This is a genomic window from Mycolicibacterium alvei, assembly GCF_010727325.1.
Classification (GTDB): Bacteria; Actinomycetota; Actinomycetes; order Mycobacteriales; family Mycobacteriaceae; genus Mycobacterium; species Mycobacterium alvei.
Genome location: NZ_AP022565.1, coordinates 1,517,644 through 1,543,004, shown reverse-complemented (window position 1 = coordinate 1,543,004; position 25,361 = coordinate 1,517,644). Strand labels below are relative to the sequence as shown.

The window sequence follows — 25,361 nt, the reverse complement described above, 5'->3', positions numbered from 1 at the left end:
GAATCGCACCCATGACTGTTGTTGAAGAGTCCGCCGCGCTGCCCAACGGATTGACCGTCGAGGCGGCGAAGGCCGAGGCCGCGCGGGCCTATGAACTCGACCGCGCACATGTGTTCCATTCCTGGTCGGCGCAGGAGGAAATCTCGCCGATGACGATCACCGCCGCGCAGGGCTCGTACGTGTGGGACGGCGACGGCAACCGCCTGCTCGACTTCTCCTCCCAGCTGGTCAACACCAATATCGGTCACCAGCACCCCAAGGTCGTGGCCGCCATTGCCGAGCAGGCAGCCAAGCTGTGCACGGTGGCCCCGCAGTACGCCAATGCGGCCCGCTCGGAGGCCGCCCGGTTGATCGCCGAACGCACGCCCGGTGACCTGAACAAGGTGTTCTTCACCAACGCCGGCGCCGATGCCGTCGAACATGCGGTGCGCATGGCCCGCCTGCACACCGGGCGCTACAAGGTGCTCTCGCGGTACCGCTCGTATCACGGCGGCACCGACACCGCGGTCAACCTCACCGGTGACCCGCGGCGCTGGTCCAACGACTACGGCAACAGCGGGGTGGTGCGCTTCTTCGGGCCGTTCCTGTATCGCTCGCAGTTCCACGCCACCACCGAGGCCGAGGAGACCGAACGTGCCCTGGCCCATCTTGACGAGGTGGTGCGCCTGGAGGGGCCGTCGACCATCGCCGCGATCATCCTGGAGTCGATTCCCGGCACCGCCGGCATCATGGTGCCGCCGCCCGGGTACATCGCCGGGGTGCGCGAGATCTGTGATCGCTACGGCATCGTCTTCATCGCCGACGAGGTGATGGCTGGCTTCGGCCGCAGCGGAAAGTGGTTCTCCATCAACCACTTCGACGTCGTCCCCGATCTGCTGACGTTTGCCAAGGGCGTCAACTCCGGTTACGTGCCGCTCGGCGGTGTGGCGATCAGCCCGGCCATCTACGAGACGTTCGCACATCGCACGTATCCGGGCGGGCTGACCTACTCCGGACATCCGCTGGCCACCGCGGCCGCGGTCGCCACCATCAACGCGATGGCCGACGAAGGCATGGTCGAGAACGCGGCCGAGATCGGGTCCGAGGTGCTCGCGCCCGGCCTGGCCGAGTTGGCGGCCAAGCACCGCAGTATCGGTGAGGTCCGCGGTGCGGGTGTGTTCTGGGCCGTCGAACTGGTCGCCGATCAGCAGACCCGCGAACCGTTGGCGCCCTACGGTGGCACCAGCCCGGCGATGGCCGCCGTGATCGGTGCCTGCAAGGCCAACGGCCTGCTGCCGTTCGCCAACTACAACCGCATCCACGTGGTGCCGCCGTGCAACGTCACCGCAGAAGAAGCGCGCGAGGGTCTGGCGATCCTGGACAAGGCGTTCGACGTCGCGGACCAGCACGCGCGCTGACCTTCACCGCCTTCGGTGAAATTCCGCGGTGTTATCGCCCGGTGTCGCGATCAATGATGAGGTCTTTGATCTCGGCCAGGTGCTCGTCGACCGAGCGCAGCCTGGCCCGGGTCTCCTGACGGAAATCCGTGAGTTCACGCTCGACCGAGGTGAGCCGCGTTCCGTGCTCACGCTGATTGGCGCCGAGGGCATTGACGGCGGCCAGAACTGCGCGGTAGTCGAAGCGGTCAGCCTCCAGGGCAGCCACCCGGGCTTCGAGGTCCTCCAGCGCTGCCATCGCCCCATCGTATTGGCACCAGAGCCTGACGGCCATGGGCTTGCGACGCCCTGTGGATAACTCCGTTGGCGCCTGATCCGCAGTGCAAATTGGGACACTGGACCGGTGCGTTCACCCGCCCAGCCGGATCCTGCCGTCGATTGCCGAGGCGATCGAGCGGATCTGAGATGACCCTCGAGCCCATCGACGCGTACTTCACCGCGACGGTATCTGCGCTCACTGCGCCGGGCGCGGGGGATGTCCCCGCGTTGAATGTGCTGAATCCCCTGGCGCTCTTCGATGCTCAGCTGGGAAGCAGGCATCTGGACCTGGCCGCCCGGTGGCTGCGTTCGCAGGGGCAGGGCTTCTACACCATCGGATCGTCGGGGCACGAGGGCAATGCCGCCGTCGCCGCGGCGCTGCGCCCCAGCGATCCGGCGCTGCTGCACTACCGGTCGGGCGGCTTCTACCTGGCCCGCGCCGCGCAGGTCGACGGCTCCGATCCGCTGCGTGATGTGCTGCTCGGGTTGGTGGCGGCCACCGCCGAGCCGATCTCCGGCGGGCGACACAAGGTGTTCGGCCGTCACGACCTGAACATCATTCCTCAGACCTCCACCATCGCCTCGCATCTGCCACGTTCGGTCGGGGTGGCCTTCTCGATCGCGCGCACCCGCAAGCTCGGGGTGGCCTGCCCATGGCCGGAGGATGCGGTCACGGTGTGCAGCTTCGGCGACGCCTCGGCCAATCACTCCACCGCCGTCGGTGCGGTCAACGCGTCCCTGCACGCCTCCTACCAAGGTCTGCCGATGCCGCTGCTGTTCGTGTGCGAGGACAACGGCATCGGCATCAGCACGCCGACGCCGCGCGGTTGGATCGCCCGCTCCTACGGCAATCGAGAGGGGCTGCGGTACTTCGCCGCCGATGGCTGCGACCTCGTCGACGCATTCGACACCGCACAGGCCGCGGCCGATTGGGTTCGTGGCGAACGCAAACCCGCATTTCTGCACCTGCGCACAGTGCGTCTGATGGGGCATGCCGGGTCCGACTACGAGCAGGCCTACCGACGGCCCTCCGACATCGTTGCCGATTATGAACGTGACCCGGTGCTCAATACCGCAAGAATGCTTGTGGCCCAAGGAATCCTGACGCCAGAACAGGTGCTGGAACACTATGAGGCCAAACGTGCGCAGGTGATGGACCTGGCCCGTGAGGTGGGTGTGAGTCCGCAGTTGGGCAGCGCCCCGGCTGTCATGCGGCCACTGCGCGACGGACTCGACGAAGCCAGGGCGGTCCGCGTCGCCGTCCGGGGTGAGTCGGACAGTGCGCCGCTGACCCTGGCGCTTGCCATCAACCGGGGGCTGCGGGAGGTCCTGCAGGCGCATCCGGAGGCGATCGTGTTCGGTGAGGACATCGCCCGCAAGGGCGGTGTCTACGGGGTGACCCGCGGCCTACAGGCCGGCGCCGGAGCCGCGCGGGTGTTCGACACCCTGCTCGACGAACAGACCATCCTCGGACTGGCGCTGGGCGCGGGTGTCTCGGGCCTGATGCCGATCCCGGAGATCCAGTACCTGGCCTACCTGCACAACGCCGCCGACCAGATCCGCGGGGAGGGAGCCACGCTGCCGTTCTTCTCCAACCGCCAGTACCGCAACCCGATGGTGGTGCGGGTCGCGGGCTACGGCTACCAGAAGGGTTTCGGCGGTCACTTCCACAACGACGACTCGATCGCGGCGATCCGTGACATTCCCGGCGTGGTCATCGCCTCCCCGTCCCGGCCCGACGATGCCGCAGCCATGCTGCACACCTGCGTCGTCGCAGCCAAAGGCGCTGGCGTCGTGTGTATTTACCTCGAGCCGATTGCGCTTTATCACACCAAGGACCTGTACGCCGACGGCGATGAGCAGTGGTTGGCGCGCTACCCGAGTCTGCCCGTGCAGATCGGTCGGGCCCGCACCTACGGCGGCGGGGACGACCTGACCATCCTGACCTTCGGCAACGGATTGTGGATGAGCCTGCGGGTGGCCCGTCGTCTGGAGCAGGTCGGGATCGGCACCCGGGTGGTGGATCTGCGCTGGCTGTCGCCGTTGCCGGTCGAGGACATGCTGCGCGAGGCGGATGCGACCGGGCGGGTGCTGATCGTCGACGAGACCCGCCGCACCGGGGGTGTGGGCGAGGGTGTGCTGGCTGAACTCACCGATCACGGCTACACCGGCCGGGTGCAGCGGGTGGCCAGTGCCGACAGCTTCATCCCGCTGGGTGACGCCGCGCGGCAGGTGCTGTTGTGTGAGGACACCGTCGAGGCCGGTGCGATGAAATTGGTGGGCGCACGATAGCTTGACTCCCATGGCCGAATCTGCAACGCCGGACCCGACCCGCCCGTTGGCTGGGGTGCGGATCATCGAGATCTCCAGTTTCGTCGCGGTGCCGCTGGCTGGGATGACCCTGGCGCAGTTGGGCGCCGAGGTGGTGCGGGTCGATCCGATCGGGGGTGCCGCCGACTATCACCGCTGGCCATTGACCGACGGCGGCGACAGCATCTACTGGGCCGGGCTGAACAAGGGCAAGCGTTCGGTGGCTGCCGACATGCGCTCGCCGGAAGGTCAGCAGCTGGTGCAGCGACTGATCGCCGAATCCGGGGTGTTGATCACGAATGTAGTGGGACGGCAATGGCATTCGTATGACGAGCTGGCGAGGGTGCGGCCCGACCTGATCCACGTCGAGGTGTCCGGCCGCGCGGACGGTGGTACCGGGGTGGACTACACCGTCAACGCCGGGTTGGGTTTTCCCATGGTGACGGGGCCTGCGCAGTTGGCCACCCCGGTCAACCACGTACTGCCGGCCTGGGATGTCAGCTGTGGACTGTATGTGGCACTGGCGGTCAGTGCTGCACTGCGCCAACGTGATTCCACCGGTGCGGGCGCGCAGATCAGCATCCCGCTGGAGAACGTCGCCCTCGCTACCGCGGGCAATCTCGGATTCCTGACCGAGGTGATGGTCAACGGAGCCGGTCGGGAACGCCTCGGCAACGCGCTGTACGGTACCTACGGGCAGAACTTCACCAGCAGCGACGGCGTAGGGTTCATGCTGGTGGCGCTCACCGGCCGGCATTTCCGTGACCTCACCGAGGTCACCGGTACCACCAAAGCCGTTGCCGCCCTTGCCGATGCGTTCGGTGCCGACTTCAGCGACGAAGGTCAGCGCTACACCCACCGCGATGCCCTGACCGGACTGTTCACGCTTTGGTTCTCCGAGCACACCGCCGACGAGATCAGCGCAGCGCTCTCGGGTACCTCGGTGCTGTGGGAGCGGTACCGCAGCTTCGCTGAGGTCGCCGTCAACGACCGGGTGGTGGGGAACCCGCTGTTCACTGCGTTGGAGCAACCCCGCATCGGCACCTATCTGGCGCCGGGCCTGCCGGTGTCGATCGGCGGGATGTATCCGCCCGCGGTACCTGCGCCCGCACTCGGCGACGACACCACCTCGGTGCTGGCCGAGCGCCTCGGGCTCAGTGCCGACGAGATCGCGGCCCTGACCGAATGCGGCACCGTCGCAACGGGGACCGACGCTCAATGAGCACCCTGCTGTCGCTGTCGGACGTGCGGGCGCACCCAGACGGTGACGTCTTCACCGGGCAGGCCAGCGGTCCGACCGGCAAGCGGGCGTACGGCGGTCTGCTGGCCGCGCAGAGCCTGGCGGCCGCCTGTCGCACCGTCGGTGATGACCGGTCGCCCACCAACATGCACCTTCAGTTTCTGCGCGGCGGGGACGCCGGCGAAGCGGTCGAGCACCACGTGCACCGTGTGTACGACGGGCGCACCGCCTCGGCGCGGCGGGTCGAATCTTTTGAGCACGGCCGCATGTTGACGACGGCCACGGTGTCGTTCGCGACGGCACTGCCCGGGCCCGAACACGGGTTGGGTGCGATGCCGCACGATCCCGAGGTGCTTCCGTGCACCGGCCCGCCCGGCCCGGCGCCGTCCCTACCGCTCGACGAGTTCGACATCCGCATCGCCGACGACGGGGAGGGCGAGGAGTTCGTACGCCGGATGTGGTGGCGCGTCACCACCGACCTGCCCGAGGATCCGTTGGTGCACACGCTCATCGCGGTCTACATCACCGACCTCTACGGAATCGATCCGGCGCTGGCGGTACACGGGCACAGCATGCGGTCGCGCAGTCACCGCAGTGGCACCACCGATTCGTCGATCTGGTTTCACCGCCCGATACACGCCGGGGAGTGGAATCTGCTGGAGTCGCGTTCACCGGCTGCCGCACGGGGACGCGGGCTGATCACGTCAAGTCTGCTGCGCGCCGACGGTGCGGTCGCCGCGACCCTGGCACAGGAGGGGCTGGTCGCCGACCGCGATCCGGCGTGATCCTCCCCGTCGAGCCAGCCGGGTCCGAGTTGCGTTGGCGAGGTAGGTGAGCGTCACGCCGAAGGCCAGCGCGGCCAGCACACCGAGCACCCGGTGGTCACCGAACAGCGGGTAGATCTGGTAGTGGGTCAGGTAGGTGTACAGCGACGCTTCGGCCAGCACCCCGCAACCGGCTGCCACCACCACGGGACAACGCACGGCAGGCAGCCAGATCAACAACGCAAACCCGGCCATTACCAGGGTCTCCCGGCCGGTGTTGCCGAAGTAGCCGTGCACGCCGACCATCAGAACGGCGGTGACGATGAACCGTTGCCAGGTGGCGGTAGCCTTGGCCGCCGCCCACCCAGCCGCGAAGAACCAGAACGCCAACACGGTGAACCAGGCTTCGCGACCCAGCCCGAAACCGGGTAGGTCGTAGCGCAATACCAGTCCGAATGCCAGGAAAGCCGCGGCGACCGCAAAGGGGCGGCGTCGCTCCCAACGATCCGTGGCCGGCAGCGCGCACACTGCGGTCAGCGCCACCAGGATCCAGAACAGCACTTCGACGAACCACAACCGTCCGGCGGTCATGCTGTCGTGCGGTCCGAGAAACTTGTTGGCCAGCAACAGGTTCGACGCGTGGTAGTCCTCGGTGAGGATCAGTGTGACCGCGACCCACATGATCGAGGGCACCGCGATCCAGGCGATCGTGTTGCGTAGGTGGTGTATCCGCGTCGACCGTGGCACCGGCGTCAGGCAGAACCGGCCGAAGTTGTACCCGGCCACCCCGAGCAGGATGTGCGCTCCGCCCCACAATGCGAACAGCTCTGCGTGCGAGCCGACGATGAGCACGATGGCCGCGGCGCGCAGCGCCACGCTGGTCTCCACCGTCGCCCACCGTCGCGGTCGGGGCGTGCGGCTCCGCCCGAGGCCGGACCCGAGTTCAGCCAGGGGTATCCGGTGCCAGTCCTGCGGTAGTCGGCCCAGGGTGCGTTCGAGGCGAACCGACATCGCCACATAGGACAGCGAGTTGCCGCCGAGGTCGACGAAGCTGGCCCCGTGGTCGATCGAATCGGCAGGGAGATGCAGAACCTGGGCGAACAGCTGCCGGAGGTCGGAGGTGACGGCGACGGTGACATGGGCGGCCAACTCGCGCACCGCGGGGTAGTCGGGCTTACCTGAGATGAGGCGGGGCAGTTCGGATACGACGACGGCGTTCACGGCACCCATCGGCACACCGGCCGCGGCGGCCGTCAGTCGTTGCACCTCGCCTGCGGTGGTCTTCCCGACGTCCAGGGCCGCGACCGCGAGAGCGTCGCCGTCGTCGGTGCACAAGGCCGTCACTCCGCGGTCGGCGAGGGAGGCTTGCAGGCGGTCCAGGTCTATGCGCAGGCCGAACAGCTTCACGAATCGGGCGCTGCGGCCGATGATCTCGTACAGACCGTCGGGTGTACGCCGCGCGATGTCTCCGGTGTGCAATTCCGCCACGGTGGCACCCAGTGACAGATCCTCGGGACGCTGTGCATACCCGAGCATCACGTTGGCTCCGCGGTAGACCAGCTCACCGGTACCGTCGGGCCACCCGTCGCCGGGCCGAATGGACAGGTGGCCACCGGGGATCGGCCGGCCGATGGATTCGGGGTGGGACAGGGCGGATTCCGGTGGCAGGTAGGCCATCCGGGCAGTTGCCTCGGTTGCTCCGTACATCACGAACAGTTGCCAGCCCCGGCGTTGCCCGAGCTCGGCGAAGTGGCGCACCCGATCGGGCGCCATCCGCCCACCCGCCTGGGTGACGTATCGCAGGTGGGGCAGGTCCATGGCGTCGAAGCCGATGCGGTCGAGCAGTTCGAAGGTATGGGGCACGCCGGCGAAGGTGGTGGCCCGGAATCGGGTGAACATCTCCCAGAATTCGTGGTCGAGCACCGAGCGGTCGGTGAGAAGCAGGCCCGCCCCGCTCAGCAGGTGGCTGTGGACCACCGACAGTCCGTAGCAGTACGACATCGGCAAGGTGGTTGCCGCCCGGTCGGTTTCAGTGATCCCGAGGTATTCGGCAATGGCGGTGGCGTTGCTGATCAGATTGGTGAAGGACAGGCGCACCAGCTTCGGCGACCCGGTGCTTCCCGAGGTGGACATCAGCAGCGCCAGGTCGTCGTGTAGCCGGTGCGTGCTGTGGGTGCGCCGGTGGCGGATGCGGGCAGCGTCGACGACGGTATCGGGGGAGTACGTCTGCAGGATCGCGCGGTGATCGCCGCCCGCGGGTACCGGCAGGGCGACGTGGCCTGCGGCGAGTGTGCCCAGGTAGTGCACCAGGGTGTGCAGGTTGTTGCCGGCCTCGAGCAGAACGAGTCGACGTCCGGGGCCCAACGCCGTCGCGGCGCGTGACACGAGATCGGCCAGGGCCCGATAGCTGACCTGTCGGGACTCGGTCACCACCGCGATCCTGTCACCGTGAGCCCGCAGCGCCTCGACGAGGTGGCTCAAGGCAATGCCGTCCCGATGCCACGCACGTCGATCCGGACCTTGGTGTCGCGTGCCGGCGGATTCAGGCTGTGCTGACGCACGACGATGGGTTCACCGGTTGCCGGCGGCTCGATGGTGAGCAGGACGTCGTGGCCGAGGAACTCGGTGGCGATCACGGTCCCCACTGTGGCGGCCGTGTCATCACCCGCACTGTCCGAGATCGCCGTAGCCACAAGCTGTTCGGGCCGCAGGATGAGTGTGCACGGACCGTCGGCAGCACCTGCCTGGACCGGTACGCGGCCCAGTGCACTGTCGGCCCATCCCGAGGTGACGGTGCCGGGCAGCGTGATGCAATCCCCGAGGAACTCGGCGGTGAACCGGTCGGTGGGTTGGCGGTACACCTGCTCGGGTGTTCCGACCTGGGTGAACCTGCCCTCACGCATCACCGCGACCTGATCCGAGATCGAGAGCGCCTCCTCCTGGTCGTGCGTCACGATCAGGGTGGTCACCCCGGTATCGGACAACGCCCGGGCCACGGACTTGCGGGTGGCCGCGCGCAGTCCGGTATCCAGGGCGCTGAACGGCTCGTCGAGCAGCATGACCACCGGCCGGCGGGCCAGAGCCCGGGCCAGTGCGACGCGCTGTTGCTGGCCGCCGGACAGCTGATGCGGCCGGCGCTGTGCGAACGAGGCGTCCAGGGACACTGTGCCCAGCAGCTCACCGACCCTGGCCCGGGCCGCGGCACCGCGCTCGCGCAGGCCGTAGGCGACGTTCTCGGCCACGGTCAGGTGCGGGAACAGCGCGCCGTCCTGCGCCACATAGCCGATATCGCGGCGGTGTGGGGCGACAGTGTTTGTGGGGCTTGCCATCTCGCGTCCGCCGATGGTCACGGTGCCGGAGTCGAGGGATTCAAAGCCGGCGATCACTCGCAACAGCGTGGTCTTGCCGCACCCGGAGGAGCCGACCACCGCGGTAATGGTTCCTGGTGTCAGCGTCAGGTCGATTCCGCGCAGCACCTCGGTGCCGTTGAAGGTCTTGTGGAGTCCGGATACCTGCAGGATGTCGTCGGTCACAGGGCAGCCACCTTCGTCGACTGACGCAACAGCATCAGAGTCACCGGTACGGACAGCGCGATCAGCATCAGCGCGTAGGGGGCGGCCGCGGCGTAGTCCAACTCGCTGCTCAGCGACCAGAACCGCATCGCCAGGGTGCGGGTGCCGGTGGGGGCGAGCAACAGCGTCGCAGTCAATTCCGTTGCCACCGCAACGAATACCAGTGAGGCGCCGGCAGCTGCGGCCGGGGCGGTCAGCCGCAGGGTGATGCGCACGAACGTGCGTGTCGGCGACGCGCCCAACGAGCGTGAGGCCTCTTCCACCGACGGCGGCACCTGCGCCAGGCCCGAGCGCAGGCTGACCAGCGCGCGCGGTAGGAACAGCAGCACATAGGCGCAGATCACCAGGGCCGCAGTCTGATACAGCGGGGGAGCGTAGCGGATCGCCACGGTGACCAGGGCCAGCGCGGTGACGATACCGGGCATCGAGCTGGTGATGAAGTTGGCGCCTTCGATCGAGCGGGCCAGCAGACCCCGGTACCGGACCGCCACCCAGGCGAACGGGAAGGCCAGCACCGTGGTCAGAACCGCCGCTGCGCCGGCCAGTGCGGCGGTCTGGGCCAACGCGGTACCGATCTCCGCGGGTTCCCAGATCTGTGTGCCGCCGATCCACAACCACCGTGTCAGCGTCCACAACGGCACGCCCAATGCCAGGGCCGCCAGTACCAGGAGCCCGGCGGTGGCCGGCAACATGGTGCGGCCCAGGCGCATTGGGGTGGTGGTTCGCTGAGCGCCCGAGCCGACCCGGGCAAAGCGGGCATTGCCGCGGGCCGCGGCCTCGGTGACCAACAGCAGCAGGCACAACAGCACGAGGACGGCGGCGAGGGTGGCTCCGGCGGCACCATCGAACGTGGCCTGGAACTGTTCGAAGATCGCGGTGGTGAAGGTCGAGAAGCGGATCATCGCGAACGCGCCGTATTCGGCCAGCAGGTGGACACCGATCAGCAGGGCGCCGCCCAGGATCGCCAGCCGCAGCTGCGGCAGCACCACCCGGAAGAACACCCCCGAGGACCCCGATCCCAGCGCCCGGGCCGATTCCTCCAATGCGGGATCGATGCGGCGCAGGGTGGCAGCCGCGGGCACGTAGACGAACGGGAAGTAGGACAGTGTTGCGATCAGCACGCCCGCCGGCAATCCGTGCAGCGACGGCACAACGCTGACCCAGGCGTAGCTGTTGACGAACGCGGGTACGGCCAGCGGCGCAACGAACACCGGGCGCCACCACGTCCGGCCCGGCAGGTCGGTGCGCTCAACCAGCCACGCCGCACCGACGCCGAGCACCACGCATACGGGCACCGTGATCAGGACCAGGCCCACGGTGTTGAGCAGCAATTCTGCGACGCGGGGGCGCACCACCAGCTCGATCACCCGGCTCGGGCCGGTCGTGACCACCGACCAGCCGACGTAGCCCAGCGGGATGAACGTGGCGGCCAGCAACAGGACCACCGCCGTGCTCAGTACCGGTCCCGGCCTGGAGCCTGCCGAACGTTGCGGGACCGGCTGAACCGGCGGTGCTTCTGTCGCGACCAATTACAGCAAGCCAGCCTTTGTCATCAGGTCGGTGACCTTGGCGGCATCGAGATTGGACGGGTTGACCGCGGGCGCCTGCAACGTGTCCAGCGGTGGCAGGGCCGGATTGGCGGCGACCCCGCTGGCGACGGGGTACTCGAACGAGGTGCCCTTTTCCAGTACTTCCTGGCCGGCCTTGCCGGTGATGAACCGGACGAACTGCTGGGCTTGATCCTGCTTCTTGCTCGATCTCAGGACACCGCCGCCGGACAGGCTGACGAACGCTCCGGGATCTTCGTTCTTGAAGTAGTGCAGTGCGGTGTTGCCGCTGATCTCCTTGGTCTTGGATTGATCGCGGAACCAGTAGTAGTGGTAGATGATTCCGCCGTCGACCTCGCCGGCGTTGACGGCGCGCAGGGTGGCGATATTGTCCTGGAGCACCACGGCATTGGCCTTCAACCCGGCCAGCCACTGCGCGGTGGCCGGCTCGCCGGTCAGTTCCAGCATGGCTGCGACGATGGCCTGGAAGTCCGCCTTGGCCGGCGGTGCACCCCACCGACCCTTCCACTGCGGCTGCTGCAGATCCATGATCGATCGGGGCAGCTGGTCGGTCGGCAGCTTGGCCTTGTTGTAGACGAAAACCGTCGACCGTGCCGCCACACCGGTCCATTTACCCGACGACGGCCGGTATTGCACCGGAACCTGATCGAGGGTCTGCTGCTCGACGTCGGCGAACAATCCGGCCCGCTCGACGGCGGCCATCGCGGGGGAGTTCTCGGTGAGGAAGACATCGGCCGGTGAGGCGTTGCCCTCGGCCACCAGTTGGTTGCCGAGCTCGGTGTCACCGCCCTGCCGATAGGTGACCTTGATGCCGGTCTCCTTGGTGAAGGCGTCGATCCATTCCTTGGTGAGGGACTCGTGCTGAGCGTTGTAGATCAGCAGCTCGTCAGACCCCGAACCGGAGCACCCGACCAGGCCGGCGGCTATGGCGACAGCAGACAGGGCAGCAGCAGCCCGGCGGCCCCAACGTGTGCGCATCAAGTGAATCCCTTCGGCGTTAGCTGAGCATCACCTAAGTACAGTACCGGGCGCGTTGGCGCCAAGCCTCAGACGGCGGGAATCGCGGAGGGGTGGAACATGCGGCGGTGTCCGGTCGGCGTGGCACTCCGGGATGACCCGGGCCGGCGGGACCGTATGCGCCCAGATCGGCGCGGCACCTCTGTCGACGGGGCCGTGAGGGTTGAGAGCCGAGCGGGCGCTGCTGGGGTCAGTGCAGAACCCGTGGCCCGCCGTTGCAATCTGGGACACCGCCGTAGGGGATACCACCTTGGACCGTTCCCTCGACCATCACGCTGCACGACTTTCCGTCCATCCAATAGCCCGGGCCGAAAGGACTCGGACTGTGGCCCCAACGTTGCGCGTAGAACGCGCCGTTCGAGAACGGTTCGCCGAGGCAGTATCTGCCGCCGCCGGAGAGTTTCTCGCGGTAGTCGCCGCCCGGGCACCACCCAGCGTTACCGTCTGGGATGTGCGGGTCAGGGTCGGCCCACGCGGGTGGTGAGAGGGTCAGTGCCGTCGTCAGGGTCGCGACGCCGATGAGCAGTTTCATGACGTTCATGTCGATACCTGCGTTCACTGGGCCGACTCACCACGGCAGGTTGCCGAGTTGTAGCCTTACCAGCAGAGAGTAGCCTGTCGGGGTTTGCTGTTTGGCGCCTTGGTGAAGATTGCGTCGTTCGGATGACAGGCGCGGCGGCGACGATAACCGCCTTGACGCTTGGTTTTTGAAATCTATTGCGCACTAACGATGTTGTCGGTGAATTGGGCTGACGCCTGACGGCGAGTGCAAGGGCCCAGGTACTCACTGGATCGGGGGCGGCGCCAACTGGCGGTGGAGGTCGGCGATATAACCGTCGTAGGCTTCGGCGACCGTGTCGAGGTCGACTTCCTCGGGCAGATCGTCGGCGCTTTGACGCGCGATCAGGTAGGCCGCGGTCGCCTCGACGACGCGCAGTTCGTCATCGCAGATCTGTGCAACGACCGTAGGGTCAGCGTGAACGCGCACGACCACGGTGTCGTCGCCCTGCTGAAACCGGACCAGATAGTCGTGATCGCCGAGTGCCTCGAGGGCCGGCGGGTGGCCGCTCATACGAATTCTCCTGTGTTGGTCTGCACATCGTTATTCGTCCCGGGAGATCGATCCTCCGGATGATGGGTTGCCAGATCGGCGGGCATCAGTAGCCCTGTGGCGGGCGGTCTTTGACGTCAACGCACGGTGGCCCGATCACGTATGTCATGGGCCCAATATTACTCCAATAATCACTTGTAAAAATGATTTGACGGCGGCCTCCGTGCTAGTATGAAGGATGATAATCCTCTAAATAGTCTGGGTTGAGGCCATGAAGCAGTCGACTGAACAAACTCAAACTGGCTGTGTCGCAACGGCGGTCGCTTCGGCTGTGATGCGGGTGTCCGACTTGGACCGATCAGTGAAGTTCTATCGCGATGTTTTCTGCTGCAGCGTCGCCCTTCGTGAACGGGACTCGGCGCTGCTGTTGACGCCGGACGGATTTCAGCTGTATCTGCACACGGCGGGCTCGTATGCCCGACCAGGCCTGGGCGTCATCGGTATCCAGTACCTGATGTGGACCACCGACAGCCAAGCCGAGCTGGACCGGGTGACGGCTCGCCTGCAGGCTCACGATCCGGCCACCTACACCTACACCGAGAACGGGGTGACATTCGTGGAGGGGTGCGACCCCGACCATGGCAGGGCCATCGTCGCCTATCCCAGCCCGGACCGGCTGCCACGAGAACTCATCGCCTCGCGGCTGCGCGGAGTGGTGCAGGCCGGGGCCCGCGCAGGCGCTGCACGCCGGCCGAACAAGACTGCAGCGCAGAGTCGTTGAGGCACGCCCTTCGCCCGTGATGTCGACTTTCGGTCGATCGGGGTCGTGGCTGTACCACTTGCGTAGCTCGGTGGACCGTGACGTTTCGTCGCGGGGTCATGATGTCTCGGTGGCGGTTTTGTCGCTGCGATCACGCGTGGAGCTGGGTGAGGCGTGCAACCTGGCTATGCACAAGTCCGGTTCGACAAATGGGTCGAGCCTGCCGAACAGTGCGCGTTGCGGTGGGTCGGGTTGTCCCGCGGGGGCCGCGGCGTGGTCGAGTAGGCCCTGCAGCAATCCCAGGTGGATGGCGCAACCCACCTCGGGGTGGGCTCGGGACAACTCCCGTACCGGGCAGGCGCGTAGCCGAATCACCCGTTCTCGTGCGACGATCTGCGCACTGTCGGCCGATAGCGAAGCGGTCGGTTCGGATTCGGCGGCGAGTTCGGGGCCGAACCCCATCCGGTCGAACACCGCGGTGGCGAGGTTGGCCTTTCGATCCAGCTGGTCACCGACCGACTCGGTTTCGGTATCCCCTGGGGTCGGGACAGTTTGAGCGCGCAAACCTGCGATCCGGTCTGCCCACGACCGGCCGATGTGCTGTGCACGCCGCGCGCGTTCCTCCACCGTGTCGCCGAGCTCCATCGCGAGCATCTCGGCGAGTATCCGATAGTCCAGCCGCTCCTCGACGGCGCGGTATCCGGTGCGGGGGCGGCCCACGCCGTCCCGGCTTATCCGGGTCCGTTCGATCGCTCCCTCGTCGCACAATGCGTCCAGGTGGAAGCGGACGGTGGTGACGTGCAACCCGATGCGTGTGGCGAGCTCGACGGCGTCGATCACGCCGCCGTCAGCACGCACCATCTGCAGCACTCGCTCACGTTGCCCGTTGCGAGGCAGGCGATCTCGTCGGCTACGCCCGGACTTGGAGTCTGCTTCCTCGCCCATCAGCGCCCTTACTCTTCTTATATTTAAAGGATATACTTCCTCTATATTAGCAGGATCGCGAGAAATGGGTCGGCGATGACCGTCGATAGTGCCCAGAATGTGGTCGGCGACGTATCGCAGACCGGCCTCATGGCTACACGCACCGATGCCACTTGGTTCCTGCTGCCGCATTCGTCACACCAGTCCTGGCAGGAGGCTCACATGTCCGCATCAACGATGGTCTTGGAGGCGGCGCCGGTGCGCCGATCGGCAGTCGGTGGCATTAGGCTGCGATTGAAGCCCGCTCAGCGGTCCCGCGGGCATGTGCAGGGCGCCTGGTGGCCCCGAACCGATCAACTGTTCACCGAACTGCCGCCGCTGCTGGCAGCCCTGCCGCCGCAGCTGAGCTCCGTCGAACGGGTCGTGTACGACGAGACCAGTTGGGCACCAGCGTCATTGCGGATGGAGTTCGAGGGCCACAGCATCATCCTCGAGGGCTCCGGCAATACCTCGACCAACACGCTGTCGGTGATCGGTGAGGACTTCGGCACGCTGGTTCTGCTGGTTGTTCCTCCTCATACCGATCCTGTCCTGGCATACACGGCTGTCATGACGGCGTCGTCCGCCGACGACATGTCCACCCCCGACGGACTGCTCGGGGTCGGGCAGGACGAAGCAGAGGAGCGACGTCTCGCATTGTTGGCGCAACAGCGGTGGGAGTCCGAAGGTGGGTCATTGCGGCGCCGGCCCGATGGACTCGGTGAACGCACCCCGACGGCCGCAACTGAGACACGGATAGACGATCCGCCGCAACATGTTTCAGTGATATCGAAGACGGGACGATAGCCATGTCGCAGCAGAACCGGCCGCGGTCGGTGGTTGTGGGTATCGACGGCTCCCAAGCCGCGATCGACGCGGCCACCTGGGCGGTTTCCGAGGCAGTCAACCGTGGTGTGCCACTCCGCCTCGTCTACGCGAGTCCCGCGAACCGGGCCACGGCGCACACCGCTGACGCCGCCGAGTCGGCGCTGTCGCGCGCCCAGACGATTATCGGGGCCATGGGAACACCGGTCGACATCGAAACCGCCGTGGTGCGAGGCCGTCCAGGTTGTGTGTTGATCGAGGAGTCCCGTGCCGCGTCGATGGTGTGTGTCGGATCAGCGGGTAAGGGACCTTGCGCAGGTATGCCGCTCGGTCCGACCGCTGCTGCTCTGGTGAAATATGCGCAATGCGAGGTGGCGGTCATCCGGGCCGGCGGCACGTCGCAGGGGCAGGGCGGTTGGATCGCGGTGGTGCAAAACGACGAGCCCGACAACGACGCGGTGGTGGGCCGCGCGATGGCCGAAGGCCGGCTGCGCAAGGCGCCGGTCCTGTTGATCGACAGGCGGCTCGACAGCTGGGTGAGGCGCTATCCAGATGTCCGCGTGCAGACCGTCGCAACGAGTCAAACCCGTCCGCGGAGCATCGAGAACGACAATGAATCAATCCAATTGGCCGTGGTTGGCAGCGCTGACGCTGAACGTATCGGCCGACTCGTCCGGCTGGACTATCACCCGGTCCTCGGTCGCGCCAACCGCTCGGTGCTGTTGGTGCGCAACTAATTGTGGACACCACGCTGGGGATAAGTCGGCCCGACTGAGCCGGGTCTTTACCTCGACGAAAACCACCGTGTTGGAGGCTTGCGGTGATCTGTGGTCGGGGTGGTGAAGCGGGTGCTGGTGGTGCTCATGCGGTCCTCCGTGGGTGGAATGGTGATTGGGGTTGTGCGCGAGTTGCTGTTGTGTGAATCGCGCATTTATCGGTGCCGGCGCACCGGTCCGGCCCGCAGTGGTGGCGCTGGGGCATCGTGTGCATCGGTGTTGGTGGTTCGGTAGGTGATAGGAAGCTCGACGCCGCCGATAGGCGAGCGGTTTACAGGTATCGGCCCGTTTGTGCGGTGGGGTTGTGACGCGGGGGCGTGGGTGGTTGCGCGGTCGAAGTCGGCGCGGCGGACGGGGTCGCGTAGCAGCGCGTAGGCGGCCAGCACTTGCCGGAGGTTGTCGTCGGCGGTTTGTGACGGCGGTGTGTGGCGGGTGTCGGGGTGATTGGCGCGTAGCCGGGCGCGGTAGGCGCGGGTGATTTCGGCCTGGGTCGCCGTCGGTGACACACCCAACACCAGGTAGGGATCGGGATTGTGGCGCACCATCGCTGCTGCCTCCGAGAACGCGGTATGCGGTGACTCCCGGGGGTTTCGAGTCAACCGGGAGCCACCGCGGTGAGAGGTCTGGGATGCTGGTGAACGCCCGAGCAGGCCAGCAGGCACGGGCCGGGAGGAGCCATCCTGCGGCCTGCTCGTGCGTGGCAACGACGCGGTGCACGGCCCACTTTCGAGCTGCCACCGACAGTGGCGGTGCGTGCGCGGGCGCGGCTCTGACGCTGGAGCCGGGCCGCGGTGACGCGACATAGCAATCTTGTGGGCGACACCGGAGTCGCTGCTAGCTGTTGATCATCGGCGGAAATATCACCTCCATTGTCCGACAGCGCCTTTCAGAACAACCCCCGGGCTCGCGGCGGAGGAGACCGCTGGGTAGCGACTACCGGCGTCGCGGGCCATGGCCGCGCCGGCCACCGGCAACGATCCTCTGGCCTTGGTGGACTTGGCCGCCGCCGCGCGGCGGTGGTGATGCCGACACGCGGCGGGCCGGGCCGGGGCGCAGGACGGTCGGCGGGCAGGTTCGCGCGTTCACGCTCCCACAGGGCCACGTCGTGCTGCAGGCGTATCCACGCGGCCTCCACGATCGCCGCCGCCTCATCGAGCAGGCGCGTTGCCCAGTCGGTGTTGGTCGCCACCATGTTGCTCACCCCCTTTCCCGAATGCTGCGCCCCTGCCCAGCTTGTGAGGTGGACCGTGTTAGGCGTTGATCGCTTGGTTCTCCTCGCTGGCGATCTTGATACGGCGCGGTTTGGCTTTCTCGGCCACGGGGATGGTCAATCGCAGCACCCCGCCGCCATAGCTGGCTTCGATCCGCTCTGCGTCCAGTGTCTCGCCCAAGAACAGCTGGCGGCTGAACACACCCCTCGGGCGCTCGGCCGAGACCATCTCCCGGTTGGGATCCAGGTCGGGTCGCTTGGCGTGCACGGTGAGCACGTTGCGCTCGACGTCGAGATCCAGGGAATCCTCGTCCACGCCTGGCAGATCGAACTCGACGATGAACTGATCCCCGTCGCGCCAGGCGTCCATCGGCATCACTGCCGGCCGGGCAGCAGTGCCCAGCACCTGCTGGGCGAGGCGATCGAAGTCGCGGAACGGATCGGTGCGCATCAACATCATCTTTCCTCCTACCCAATAGTGGCTGTGTGACAGATCCATGTGAACTGTCATAGATTTTGTATAGCACCGTGGCAGAGTTTTGTGCAAGGATGAACGTGAAAAAATTTTGGTAGTGGAGAATGGAGACAGTCAGTGCCTGAGGATCCCCTGGCGCGGTCGGCGCGCGGCGTGTACGGCATCTCGGTGGCCTCCGAGCTCAGTGGGATTGATCCGCAGACGCTGCGCCTGTATGAGCGGCGCGGACTGCTGTCTCCGGCGCGCACCGATGGCGGCACGCGGCGCTACAGCGACGCCGATCTGGATCTGCTGGCGCGCATCAGTGACCTGGTGGCCCAGGGCATCAACATCGCCGGGATCGCCCAGATCTTGCACCTACAACACCGCAACACCGAACTGGAGTCCGACAACAGCGACCTGAAGTCCGAAAACGCCCGACTGCGCTCCGAGGAGCCGACCAAAGCAAGGAGGCCCTGAAACCGATGACGAACTACCCCGATGACACGCCGCTGGCCGACGACATTCCCGCCGCCGACGCGGCTGAGCAACACCAGCCCGCCGCCGACAGTGCCGAGGACGCCGGCCTCGACCCGCGTTGTGTGACTGATCTTTTGCAGCGCGACGCCAATCCGGCCGATGTGATCGATCAAGCCATCATCGTGCCGATGCCCGACGACGACCCCGACGGCCCCGCGTTCTAAGCACCGGGAACGTCGTCGTCGCGGCCACACAACACGCTGCGGCGTGGCCGGGCCCCGTCCAACAGCGGCCCCCACGCCTCGCAAGCGGCGCCGACCGCGGCGTCCTGACCATCCGGGGACGCCTGGCCTGGGCCAGCGCCACCAGCGCATAAGCCAAACTCATCGTGCTCACGTGGTGCGCCTTGGCGGTTTGCACGATCCCGGCAAACGGATCGTTGAGCGTGCAGCCCCGCAGGGCAATAAGCACACCTTCGGCGGTGTCGAGGATCCGTGCTCCCGCCCGACGAGGATCCTGCAATCGGCCAGACACGTCCAACGCACACTCCCTCCTGCCGTCAACCCTTTTACACAAGTACGTGCCACATAACCTGTGGTTTAGATTGCATATTTTCGCGGTTGACTTCGCTCGGTCCTGTGGATGAACTCCGCGCTGGGGATAAGTCGGCCGGATTGAGCCGGGTCTGTCGGACCGTGTCCGCACGGTGTGGGTATGAGTTCTTTGACACGGGCCGAGATCGGCGCACTGGGTGAACAGTTGGCCGTCGAGCATCTGGCGGCGCAGGGGTTGCGGACGTTGACGCGCAATTGGCGGTGCCGCTACGGCGAGCTCGACGTGATCGCCGAGGAAGTCGCCTCCAACACGGTGGTTTTCGTCGAGGTGAAGACCCGCACCGGGGATGGCTTCGGCGGGCTTGCCGAGGCGGTGACGCCGCAGAAGGTGCGCCGGATCCGGCGGCTGGCGGCATTGTGGCTGGCTGAGCAGGATGTGCGATACGCCGCGCTGCGCATCGATGTGATCGGGGTGCGGATCGGACGCCGCCGCGAACCCGAACTGACGCATCTGGCGGGGGTGGGTTGAGATGGGTTTGGGGAGAGCCTATTCGGTAGCCGTACGCGGGGTGGACGGCGTGATCGTGGAGATCGAGGCCGACATCAGCTCGGGGCTGCCCAGCGTGAACCTGGTCGGGCTGCCTGACACCGCGCTGCAGGAAGCGCGGGATCGGGTGCGGGCAGCGATCACCAATTGCGGTAACTCGTGGCCGCAGTCCCGCCTGACCTTGGCGTTGTCCCCGGCCACGTTGCGCAAGGTCGGTTCGGTCTACGACGTTGCGTTGGCGGCGGCCGTGCTCTCGGCGCACACCAAGAAGGCCTGGGCACGTCTGGAGAAAACAGTGCTGCTCGGTGAGCTCGCCCTCGACGGGCGGGTCCGCCCGGTGCACGGGGTGTTGCCTGCGGTGCTGGCCGCCAAGCAGGAAGGCTGGCCCATGGTGGTGGTCCCGGTCGACAACCTGGCCGAGGCCAGTCTGATCGACGGAATCGAGGTGTGTGGGGTAGGAACCCTGCGTCAGTTGCAGGCATGGCTCAACGGCAAGGCAGATCTGAAGGCCCGGGTGACCGCGGCGGAGTGCGCGCCACAGCCGACGGCCGATCTCGCCGATGTCGTCGGGCAGGCTCAGGCCCGCTATGCCGTGGAGGTCGCCGCCGCGGGTGCCCATCATCTGATGTTCACCGGTCCGCCGGGTATCGGGAAAACAATGTTGGCGCAACGTCTTCCGGGACTGTTACCCCCGCTGTCGCAGAGTGAGTCGCTGGAGGTCACGGCCATTCATTCGGTGGCCGGGTTATTGGCCGGGGACACGCCGCTGATCACGCGACCGCCGTTCGTGGCCCCGCACCACACCTCGAGCGTGGCGGCACTGGTCGGCGGGGGGAGTGGGTTCGCCCGTCCCGGTGCCGTCAGTCGGGCGCATCGCGGCGTGCTGTTCCTCGACGAATTCGCCGAGATGGGGTCAAGTGCTCTCGAAGCGCTACGCACTCCGTTGGAGGACGGGGAGATCCGGTTGGCGCGCCGGGACGGAGTGGCATGTTATCCGGCACGGTTCCAGTTGGTGCTTGCGGCCAACCCGTGTCCGTGTGCACCGCCGAACTCGGCCGACTGCAGCTGTTCGGCTCAGGCTCGGCTCCGCTATCGGGGCAGGTTGTCGGGGCCGCTGGTGGACCGGGTCGATTTGCGGGTGGAGTTGCATCCGGTCAGCGCCGGTGCGTTCACTCCCCAGGTCGGTGAATCCAGCACCGTGGTGCGTGAACGCGTTGCGACGGCGCGCCTTGCCGCCCAGGAACGGTGGAAGCCGTTCGGGATCGGGACCAACGCCGAGGTCGGCGGCCCGCTGCTGCGGCGCAAGTTCCGGTTGCCCAAAGCCGCCATGGAGCCGTTGCGGTCTGCTCTCGACCGCGGGTTGATCAGCATGCGCGGTGCCGACCGTTGTTTGAGGGTCGCTTGGACTTTGGCCGATCTGGCCGGCCGGACCACGCCGGCTCGTGAGGACGTGGCTGCCGCGTTGAGCTTCCGTCAGGCCGGGGGTATGCCATGAGCGACGAGGTGCGGCGTGCATGGGCGTACCTGTCGCGGGTGGCCGAGCCGCCGTGCCCGGGTTTGACGGCCCTGGTTGCGCAGGTGGGCCCGGTCGAGGCCGCCGCCCGGGTCAGATCCGGTGACGTCGAGTCGGAGTTGTTCAGCAGGATCGAGGCTCGTCGGGAGTTGGATTGTGCGGCCAAGGATCTGGATGTCCTCGACAGAATGGGTGGGCGGTTGATCACCCCCGACGACGACGAGTGGCCATTGCTGCGATTTCGCGCCTTGGGCGTCGCCACGGACCACAAGCGTTCCAATGATCACCCGCCGTTGGTGTTGTGGGCGAGCGGGCCGGTACGGCTCGGCGAGGTGACCGAGCGTGCCGCGGCGATCGTCGGTACCCGCGCTGCGACCGCATACGGCGAGCACGTTGCCGCTGACTTGGCCGCCGGTCTGGTCGAACGGGACGTGACGGTGGTGTCCGGCGGCGCCTACGGCATCGACGGGGCAGCACATCGCGCCGCGCTGGCCGGTGAGGGCGTGACCGTCGCAATCGTTGCCGGCGGCATCGACAATCCCTACCCGGCCGGACACAGCGCCTTGTTCCACCGAATCCGGCAGGAATGCCTGTTGATCAGCGAGTACCCGCCGGGAGTCGCGCCGGGTCGGCTGCGGTTCCTCACCCGGAACCGGCTGGTTGCAGCCCTCTCCGGGGCGACGGTGGTGGTGGAGGCCGGGTTGCGCAGCGGTGCGGCCAATACCGCGGGGTGGGCCACGTTGTTGGGTCGGCCGGTGTGCGCGGTGCCGGGCCCGGTGACCTCGGCGGCGTCGGCGGGTTGCCATGCCCTGCTGCGAGGTGGTGCCCGCCTGGTCGGCCGTGCCGAGGAAATCGTCGAACTCGTCGGCCACATAGGTGAACTCGCGCCGGACGAGGCGCATCCGGTGGGGCCGCTCGACAGCCTGACGTCGGCTGAGAAACAGGTCTACGACGCGCTGCCCTCGCGGGGTGCCCACACCGTGGATGAGATCGCGATGCTCGCCGCGCTTCCACCGCACCAGATATTGGGGCCGTTGACGACGTTGGAGCTCGCGGGAATGGTCGTCAGCGAGGACGGGTGCTGGCGGTTGCGCCGGCGCCGGTAGACCCCATGCTCGGAGCCCGTCTCCGTATAGTCGATGAGGTCGGCTAACAAAGAGACCGGCTGCGAGCTTTGGAGGCGGTATGGCAGGGCGTCCCGTGCACACGTTTCAAGTGGTGCACCGTGAACAACTGACCCCCCACCTGGTCAGGCTGGTGCTGGGCGGCAACGGCGCCAACGGCTTCGAGACGTTCTCGCCCAACGAGTTCAGCGATGCGTACGTCAAAATCGTCGTGGTTCCTGCCGGTGTGGATGTGTCGGTGCTGCCGAAACCCTTGACTCTGGACAGCTTTCAGAACCTGCCCGCCGAACTGCGCCCCACGGTGCGCACCTACACCGTGCGCCACGTGGACACCGAGTGTGGCGAGATCACCATCGACTTCGTCGTGCACGGTGAGCAGGGCGTGGCTGCACCTTGGGCCGCGGCAGCGGTGCCGGGCCAGCCCGCCTACCTGATGGGGCCCAGCGGGGCCTACACCCCGGACCCGGCCGCCGACTGGCACCTGCTGGCCGGCGACGAGGCCGCACTGCCGGCGATCGGCGCCGCCCTCGAGGCCTTGCCCGCCGATGCGACCGGCAAGGTCTTCATCGAGGTGGCCGGCGACGAGGACGAGATCGAGCTCGCGGCTCCGGCCGGGGTCGAGGTCAACTGGATTCACCGCGGTGGGCGCGCCGATCTGGTCGGCGACGACAAGGCCGGCGACAACGCGCCGTTGATCGCCGCGGTCAAGGAGGCGGACTGGTTGCCGGGTCAGGTCCAGGTGTTCATCCACGGCGAGGCCCAGGCCGTCATGCACAACCTGCGTCCCTACATCCGCAAGGAGCGCGGCGTCCCGGCGAAATGGGCGGCGTCGATCTCGGGGTACTGGCGCCGCGGGCGCACCGAGGAGACCTTCCGGCAGTGGAAGGCCGAGCTGGCGAAAGCGGAGGCCGATACCGCGAGCTGATGGCCGGTTGGCTGTCGGAGATGGAAAGGTAGCCGTCATGGCCTATGGCGACTATCAACTCGAGATCTACCTGCAGGGGCTGTCCGGTGTGCTGCCGACCATGCCGATGGACTACGCGGGACTGGAGGCCAAGGCCCAGGCGGCCATGCCGGCCTCGATCTGGTCCTACGTGGCCGGCGGGGCCGGTGACGAGCGCACCCAGCGGGTCAACCGCACCGCGTTCGACCGGTGGGGCCTGATGCCGCGGATGCTCAACGCCCACCGGGAACGCGATCTGTCCGTCGACCTGTTCGGGCTCACGCTGCCCACGCCCTTGTTCATGGCCCCCATCGGGGTGCTGGGGATCTGCGGGCAGGACGGTCACGGCGACCTGGCCGGCGCCCGTGCCGCCGCGCGCACCGGGGTGCCGATGGTGCTGTCCACCCTCACCGAGGACCCGCTCGAAGACGTCGCCGCCGAATTTGGTGACACCCCAGGCTTTTTCCAGCTGTACACACCGACTGACAAGGATCTGGCCGCCAGCCTGGTGCAGCGCGCCGAGAAGGCCGGATTCAAGGGCATTGTCGTCACGCTCGACACCTGGGTGCCCGGCTGGCGGCCGCGGGATCTGGCCACCTCGAACTTCCCTCAGCTGCGCGGCAAGTGCCTGGCCAACTACACCAGTGATCCGGTGTTCCGCGCCGGTCTGCAACAACCGCCCGAGGAGAACCCGCAGGCCACCGTGCTGCGCTGGGTGAGCCTGTTCGGAAATCCGCTCACCTGGGACGACCTGCCGTGGCTGCGGTCACTGACCAAGCTGCCGCTGATCCTCAAGGGCATCTGTCACCCCGATGACGTTCGGCGAGCCCGCGACGGTGGCGTCGACGGGATCTACTGCTCCAATCATGGTGGGCGCCAAGCCAATGGCGGCCTGCCCGCGATCGACTGTCTGCCCGGGGTGGTCGAAGCTGCCGACGGGCTGCCGGTGTTGTTCGACTCGGGCATCCGCAATGGTGCCGACATCGTCAAGGCGCTCGCATTGGGCGCCACTGCGGTGGGCGTGGGCCGCCCCTATGCGTACGGGCTGGCGCTGGGCGGCGCCGACGGCATCGTGCACGTGCTGCGGTCGCTGCTCGCCGAGGCCGACCTGATCATGGGCGTCGACGGGTATCCGAAGCTCGCCGATCTCACGCCGGAGGCGTTGCGGCGGGTCGACTGATCTCCGTAGCGCTCCCGACGCCGCGGTCCGCGGGGTCGGTTCAGTGCGCTTTCTTTGTCGCGCTGGAGTGGCTGTCGAGCCCGAGCACCACTCCAGCGTGACAAGCTGCGGCAAAACTGTCGGTAAAAAGCCAGGTCATCACGTCTGGCCAATGATTATTCATGGGTGTAGTATTTTCCTTCATGAGTGTAGAAACCGTCCGCGAGCGGGCCGCCCACCTGGGCCCCGAGCGGCGGCGTCCGCAGGTGCTGGATGCGGCCCTGGCGATTGCGGTGAGCGACGGGATCGCCGCAGTCACGATCGGCGCGGTGGCTCAGCGACTCAAGGTGACCCGCCCGGTGGTGTACTCATGTTTTCCCGATCGGGTCGAACTGCTGAGGGCCTTGCTCGAGCGGGAGCTGGCGCTGCTGGTCCAGGGGGCGATCGATGCGCTGCCGTACGGTCGCGCGGACGCCGACGAGACCGTCTTCGTCGAGGGCTTCCAGGCGCTGCTTGAGACGGTCGCCGGCCGGCCCGATTCCTGGCGGCTCGTGATGAGTGCCGACCCGGATCCGGCCGTGGCCAAACACTTCCGCAACGGTCGTGCGCTGATGGTCGGCAAGGTCTCCCGGCGGCTGGCGCCCACCCTGCAACGTTGGGGCACCACCGACGCCGACAAGAAGCTGCCGGTGCTGGTCGAGCAGTTCGTGTCCACCTGTGAGGGTGCGGTGCGGACCTTGTTGCATGACGACGGAAAGAACTGGACCCCAACCACATTGGGTGAATTCATCGGATCGGCCACCTACCGGGCGTTTCGCACCGTCTGATCCAGAACAG

Annotated in this window: 25 protein-coding genes; 15 read left to right on the top strand and 10 right to left on the bottom strand. The window is 67.0% G+C overall.

Features of this window, described 5'->3' with window-relative positions; genetic code table 11:
* Positions 1 to 11 precede the first annotated feature (11 nt).
* Positions 12 to 1,397 carry an aspartate aminotransferase family protein gene (locus G6N44_RS07390; RefSeq protein ID WP_163662510.1) on the top strand — a complete coding sequence of 462 codons (1,386 nt, stop codon included), beginning with the start codon at positions 12 to 14 and terminating at the stop codon, positions 1,395 to 1,397.
* Between the two features lie 31 nt (positions 1,398 to 1,428).
* On the opposite strand, the gene G6N44_RS07385 is transcribed toward G6N44_RS07390, so the two are convergent.
* Positions 1,429 to 1,674 (bottom strand): hypothetical protein, encoded by a 246-nt coding sequence (locus G6N44_RS07385; protein WP_163662508.1) that lies wholly within the window; start codon positions 1,672 to 1,674, stop codon positions 1,429 to 1,431.
* A gap of 167 nt (positions 1,675 to 1,841) precedes the next feature.
* Here G6N44_RS07385 and G6N44_RS07380 point away from each other — a divergent pair, with 167 nt between their 5' ends.
* Genes G6N44_RS07380 through G6N44_RS07370 form a run of 3 tightly spaced genes read left to right on the top strand, consistent with a single transcriptional unit; the run spans position 1,842 to position 6,029 of the window.
* Entirely contained in the window at positions 1,842 to 3,986 is a 2,145-nt protein-coding gene (locus G6N44_RS07380; RefSeq protein WP_163662506.1) for a thiamine pyrophosphate-dependent enzyme, read from the top strand.
* A gap of 10 nt (positions 3,987 to 3,996) precedes the next feature.
* On the top strand, positions 3,997 to 5,226 hold the full coding sequence (locus G6N44_RS07375; protein WP_163662504.1) for a CoA transferase: 1,230 nt from the start codon (positions 3,997 to 3,999) through the stop codon (positions 5,224 to 5,226).
* Complete coding sequence (locus G6N44_RS07370) at positions 5,223 to 6,029, top strand: acyl-CoA thioesterase (protein WP_163662502.1); 807 nt, start codon at positions 5,223 to 5,225, stop codon at positions 6,027 to 6,029. The genes G6N44_RS07375 and G6N44_RS07370 overlap by 4 nt, the downstream gene beginning before the upstream one ends.
* Here G6N44_RS07370 and G6N44_RS07365 read toward each other — a convergent pair.
* From G6N44_RS07365 to G6N44_RS07340, 6 genes are all read right to left on the bottom strand, one after another.
* Complete coding sequence (locus G6N44_RS07365) at positions 5,949 to 8,489, bottom strand: AMP-binding protein (protein ID WP_163662500.1); 2,541 nt, start codon at positions 8,487 to 8,489, stop codon at positions 5,949 to 5,951. The two genes, G6N44_RS07370 and G6N44_RS07365, sit on opposite strands and share 81 nt — an antisense overlap.
* Complete coding sequence (locus G6N44_RS07360) at positions 8,486 to 9,541, bottom strand: ABC transporter ATP-binding protein (protein WP_163662498.1); 1,056 nt, start codon at positions 9,539 to 9,541, stop codon at positions 8,486 to 8,488. The genes G6N44_RS07365 and G6N44_RS07360 overlap by 4 nt, the downstream gene beginning before the upstream one ends.
* A complete protein-coding gene (locus G6N44_RS07355; protein ID WP_163662496.1) occupies positions 9,538 to 11,109 on the bottom strand; it encodes an ABC transporter permease in 1,572 nt (523 codons plus the stop codon). Before G6N44_RS07355 ends, G6N44_RS07360 begins: the two co-directional genes overlap by 4 nt.
* Complete coding sequence (locus G6N44_RS07350; RefSeq protein ID WP_163662493.1) at positions 11,110 to 12,126, bottom strand: iron ABC transporter substrate-binding protein; 1,017 nt, start codon at positions 12,124 to 12,126, stop codon at positions 11,110 to 11,112.
* Between the two features lie 229 nt (positions 12,127 to 12,355).
* The gene (locus tag G6N44_RS07345; RefSeq protein ID WP_163662491.1) at positions 12,356 to 12,706 is read right to left on the bottom strand and encodes a hypothetical protein; all 351 of its coding nucleotides are present in this window, start codon (positions 12,704 to 12,706) and stop codon (positions 12,356 to 12,358) included.
* A 243-nt stretch (positions 12,707 to 12,949) separates the two neighbouring features.
* Positions 12,950 to 13,237, bottom strand: a complete 288-nt coding sequence (locus G6N44_RS07340; RefSeq protein ID WP_163662489.1) for a hypothetical protein — start codon at positions 13,235 to 13,237, stop codon at positions 12,950 to 12,952.
* A 340-nt stretch (positions 13,238 to 13,577) separates the two neighbouring features.
* Here G6N44_RS07340 and G6N44_RS07335 point away from each other — a divergent pair, with 340 nt between their 5' ends.
* Positions 13,578 to 13,997 carry a VOC family protein gene (locus G6N44_RS07335; protein ID WP_308213770.1) on the top strand — a complete coding sequence of 140 codons (420 nt, stop codon included), beginning with the start codon at positions 13,578 to 13,580 and terminating at the stop codon, positions 13,995 to 13,997.
* Between the two features lie 96 nt (positions 13,998 to 14,093).
* Here the strand turns inward: G6N44_RS07335 and G6N44_RS07330 are convergent, their stop codons facing one another.
* On the bottom strand, positions 14,094 to 14,921 hold the full coding sequence (locus G6N44_RS07330; RefSeq protein WP_163662485.1) for a helix-turn-helix transcriptional regulator: 828 nt from the start codon (positions 14,919 to 14,921) through the stop codon (positions 14,094 to 14,096).
* A 75-nt stretch (positions 14,922 to 14,996) separates the two neighbouring features.
* Here G6N44_RS07330 and G6N44_RS07325 point away from each other — a divergent pair, with 75 nt between their 5' ends.
* Both G6N44_RS07325 and G6N44_RS07320 read left to right on the top strand, forming a co-directional pair.
* On the top strand, positions 14,997 to 15,746 hold the full coding sequence (locus G6N44_RS07325; protein ID WP_235682972.1) for a DUF5994 family protein: 750 nt from the start codon (positions 14,997 to 14,999) through the stop codon (positions 15,744 to 15,746).
* A gap of 2 nt (positions 15,747 to 15,748) precedes the next feature.
* The gene (locus tag G6N44_RS07320; protein WP_163662483.1) at positions 15,749 to 16,501 is read left to right on the top strand and encodes a universal stress protein; all 753 of its coding nucleotides are present in this window, start codon (positions 15,749 to 15,751) and stop codon (positions 16,499 to 16,501) included.
* A gap of 194 nt (positions 16,502 to 16,695) precedes the next feature.
* Here G6N44_RS07320 and G6N44_RS07315 read toward each other — a convergent pair whose 3' ends face one another.
* Both G6N44_RS07315 and G6N44_RS07310 read right to left on the bottom strand, forming a co-directional pair.
* Entirely contained in the window at positions 16,696 to 17,139 is a 444-nt protein-coding gene (locus tag G6N44_RS07315; protein ID WP_235682971.1) for a J domain-containing protein, read from the bottom strand.
* 651 nt (positions 17,140 to 17,790) lie between these two features.
* On the bottom strand, positions 17,791 to 18,207 hold the full coding sequence (locus G6N44_RS07310) for an Hsp20/alpha crystallin family protein (RefSeq protein ID WP_163669699.1): 417 nt from the start codon (positions 18,205 to 18,207) through the stop codon (positions 17,791 to 17,793).
* Positions 18,208 to 18,342: 135 nt separating this feature from the next.
* Here G6N44_RS07310 and G6N44_RS07305 point away from each other — a divergent pair, with 135 nt between their 5' ends.
* The 8 genes from G6N44_RS07305 to G6N44_RS07270 all read left to right on the top strand — a co-directional run bounded on the left by G6N44_RS07305 (position 18,343) and on the right by G6N44_RS07270 (position 25,351).
* Positions 18,343 to 18,684: a MerR family transcriptional regulator gene (locus G6N44_RS07305; protein ID WP_163662481.1), complete on the top strand. Its 342-nt coding sequence runs from the start codon at positions 18,343 to 18,345 to the stop codon at positions 18,682 to 18,684.
* A gap of 5 nt (positions 18,685 to 18,689) precedes the next feature.
* Complete coding sequence (locus G6N44_RS07300) at positions 18,690 to 18,908, top strand: Rv3202a family protein (RefSeq protein ID WP_163662479.1); 219 nt, start codon at positions 18,690 to 18,692, stop codon at positions 18,906 to 18,908.
* A 490-nt stretch (positions 18,909 to 19,398) separates the two neighbouring features.
* The gene (locus G6N44_RS07295) at positions 19,399 to 19,767 is read left to right on the top strand and encodes a YraN family protein (RefSeq protein WP_163662477.1); all 369 of its coding nucleotides are present in this window, start codon (positions 19,399 to 19,401) and stop codon (positions 19,765 to 19,767) included.
* Position 19,768: 1 nt separating this feature from the next.
* On the top strand, positions 19,769 to 21,280 hold the full coding sequence (locus G6N44_RS07290; RefSeq protein ID WP_163662475.1) for a YifB family Mg chelatase-like AAA ATPase: 1,512 nt from the start codon (positions 19,769 to 19,771) through the stop codon (positions 21,278 to 21,280).
* A complete protein-coding gene (gene dprA, locus G6N44_RS07285) occupies positions 21,277 to 22,404 on the top strand; it encodes a DNA-processing protein DprA (protein ID WP_163662473.1) in 1,128 nt (375 codons plus the stop codon). Before G6N44_RS07290 ends, dprA begins: the two co-directional genes overlap by 4 nt.
* 79 nt (positions 22,405 to 22,483) lie before the next feature.
* Positions 22,484 to 23,347 (top strand): siderophore-interacting protein, encoded by an 864-nt coding sequence (locus tag G6N44_RS07280; protein ID WP_163662471.1) that lies wholly within the window; start codon positions 22,484 to 22,486, stop codon positions 23,345 to 23,347.
* A 37-nt stretch (positions 23,348 to 23,384) separates the two neighbouring features.
* Positions 23,385 to 24,545, top strand: a complete 1,161-nt coding sequence (locus G6N44_RS07275; RefSeq protein WP_163662469.1) for an alpha-hydroxy-acid oxidizing protein — start codon at positions 23,385 to 23,387, stop codon at positions 24,543 to 24,545.
* 182 nt (positions 24,546 to 24,727) lie between these two features.
* Complete coding sequence (locus G6N44_RS07270; protein ID WP_163662467.1) at positions 24,728 to 25,351, top strand: TetR/AcrR family transcriptional regulator; 624 nt, start codon at positions 24,728 to 24,730, stop codon at positions 25,349 to 25,351.
* The last annotated feature ends 10 nt before the right edge of the window (positions 25,352 to 25,361 follow it).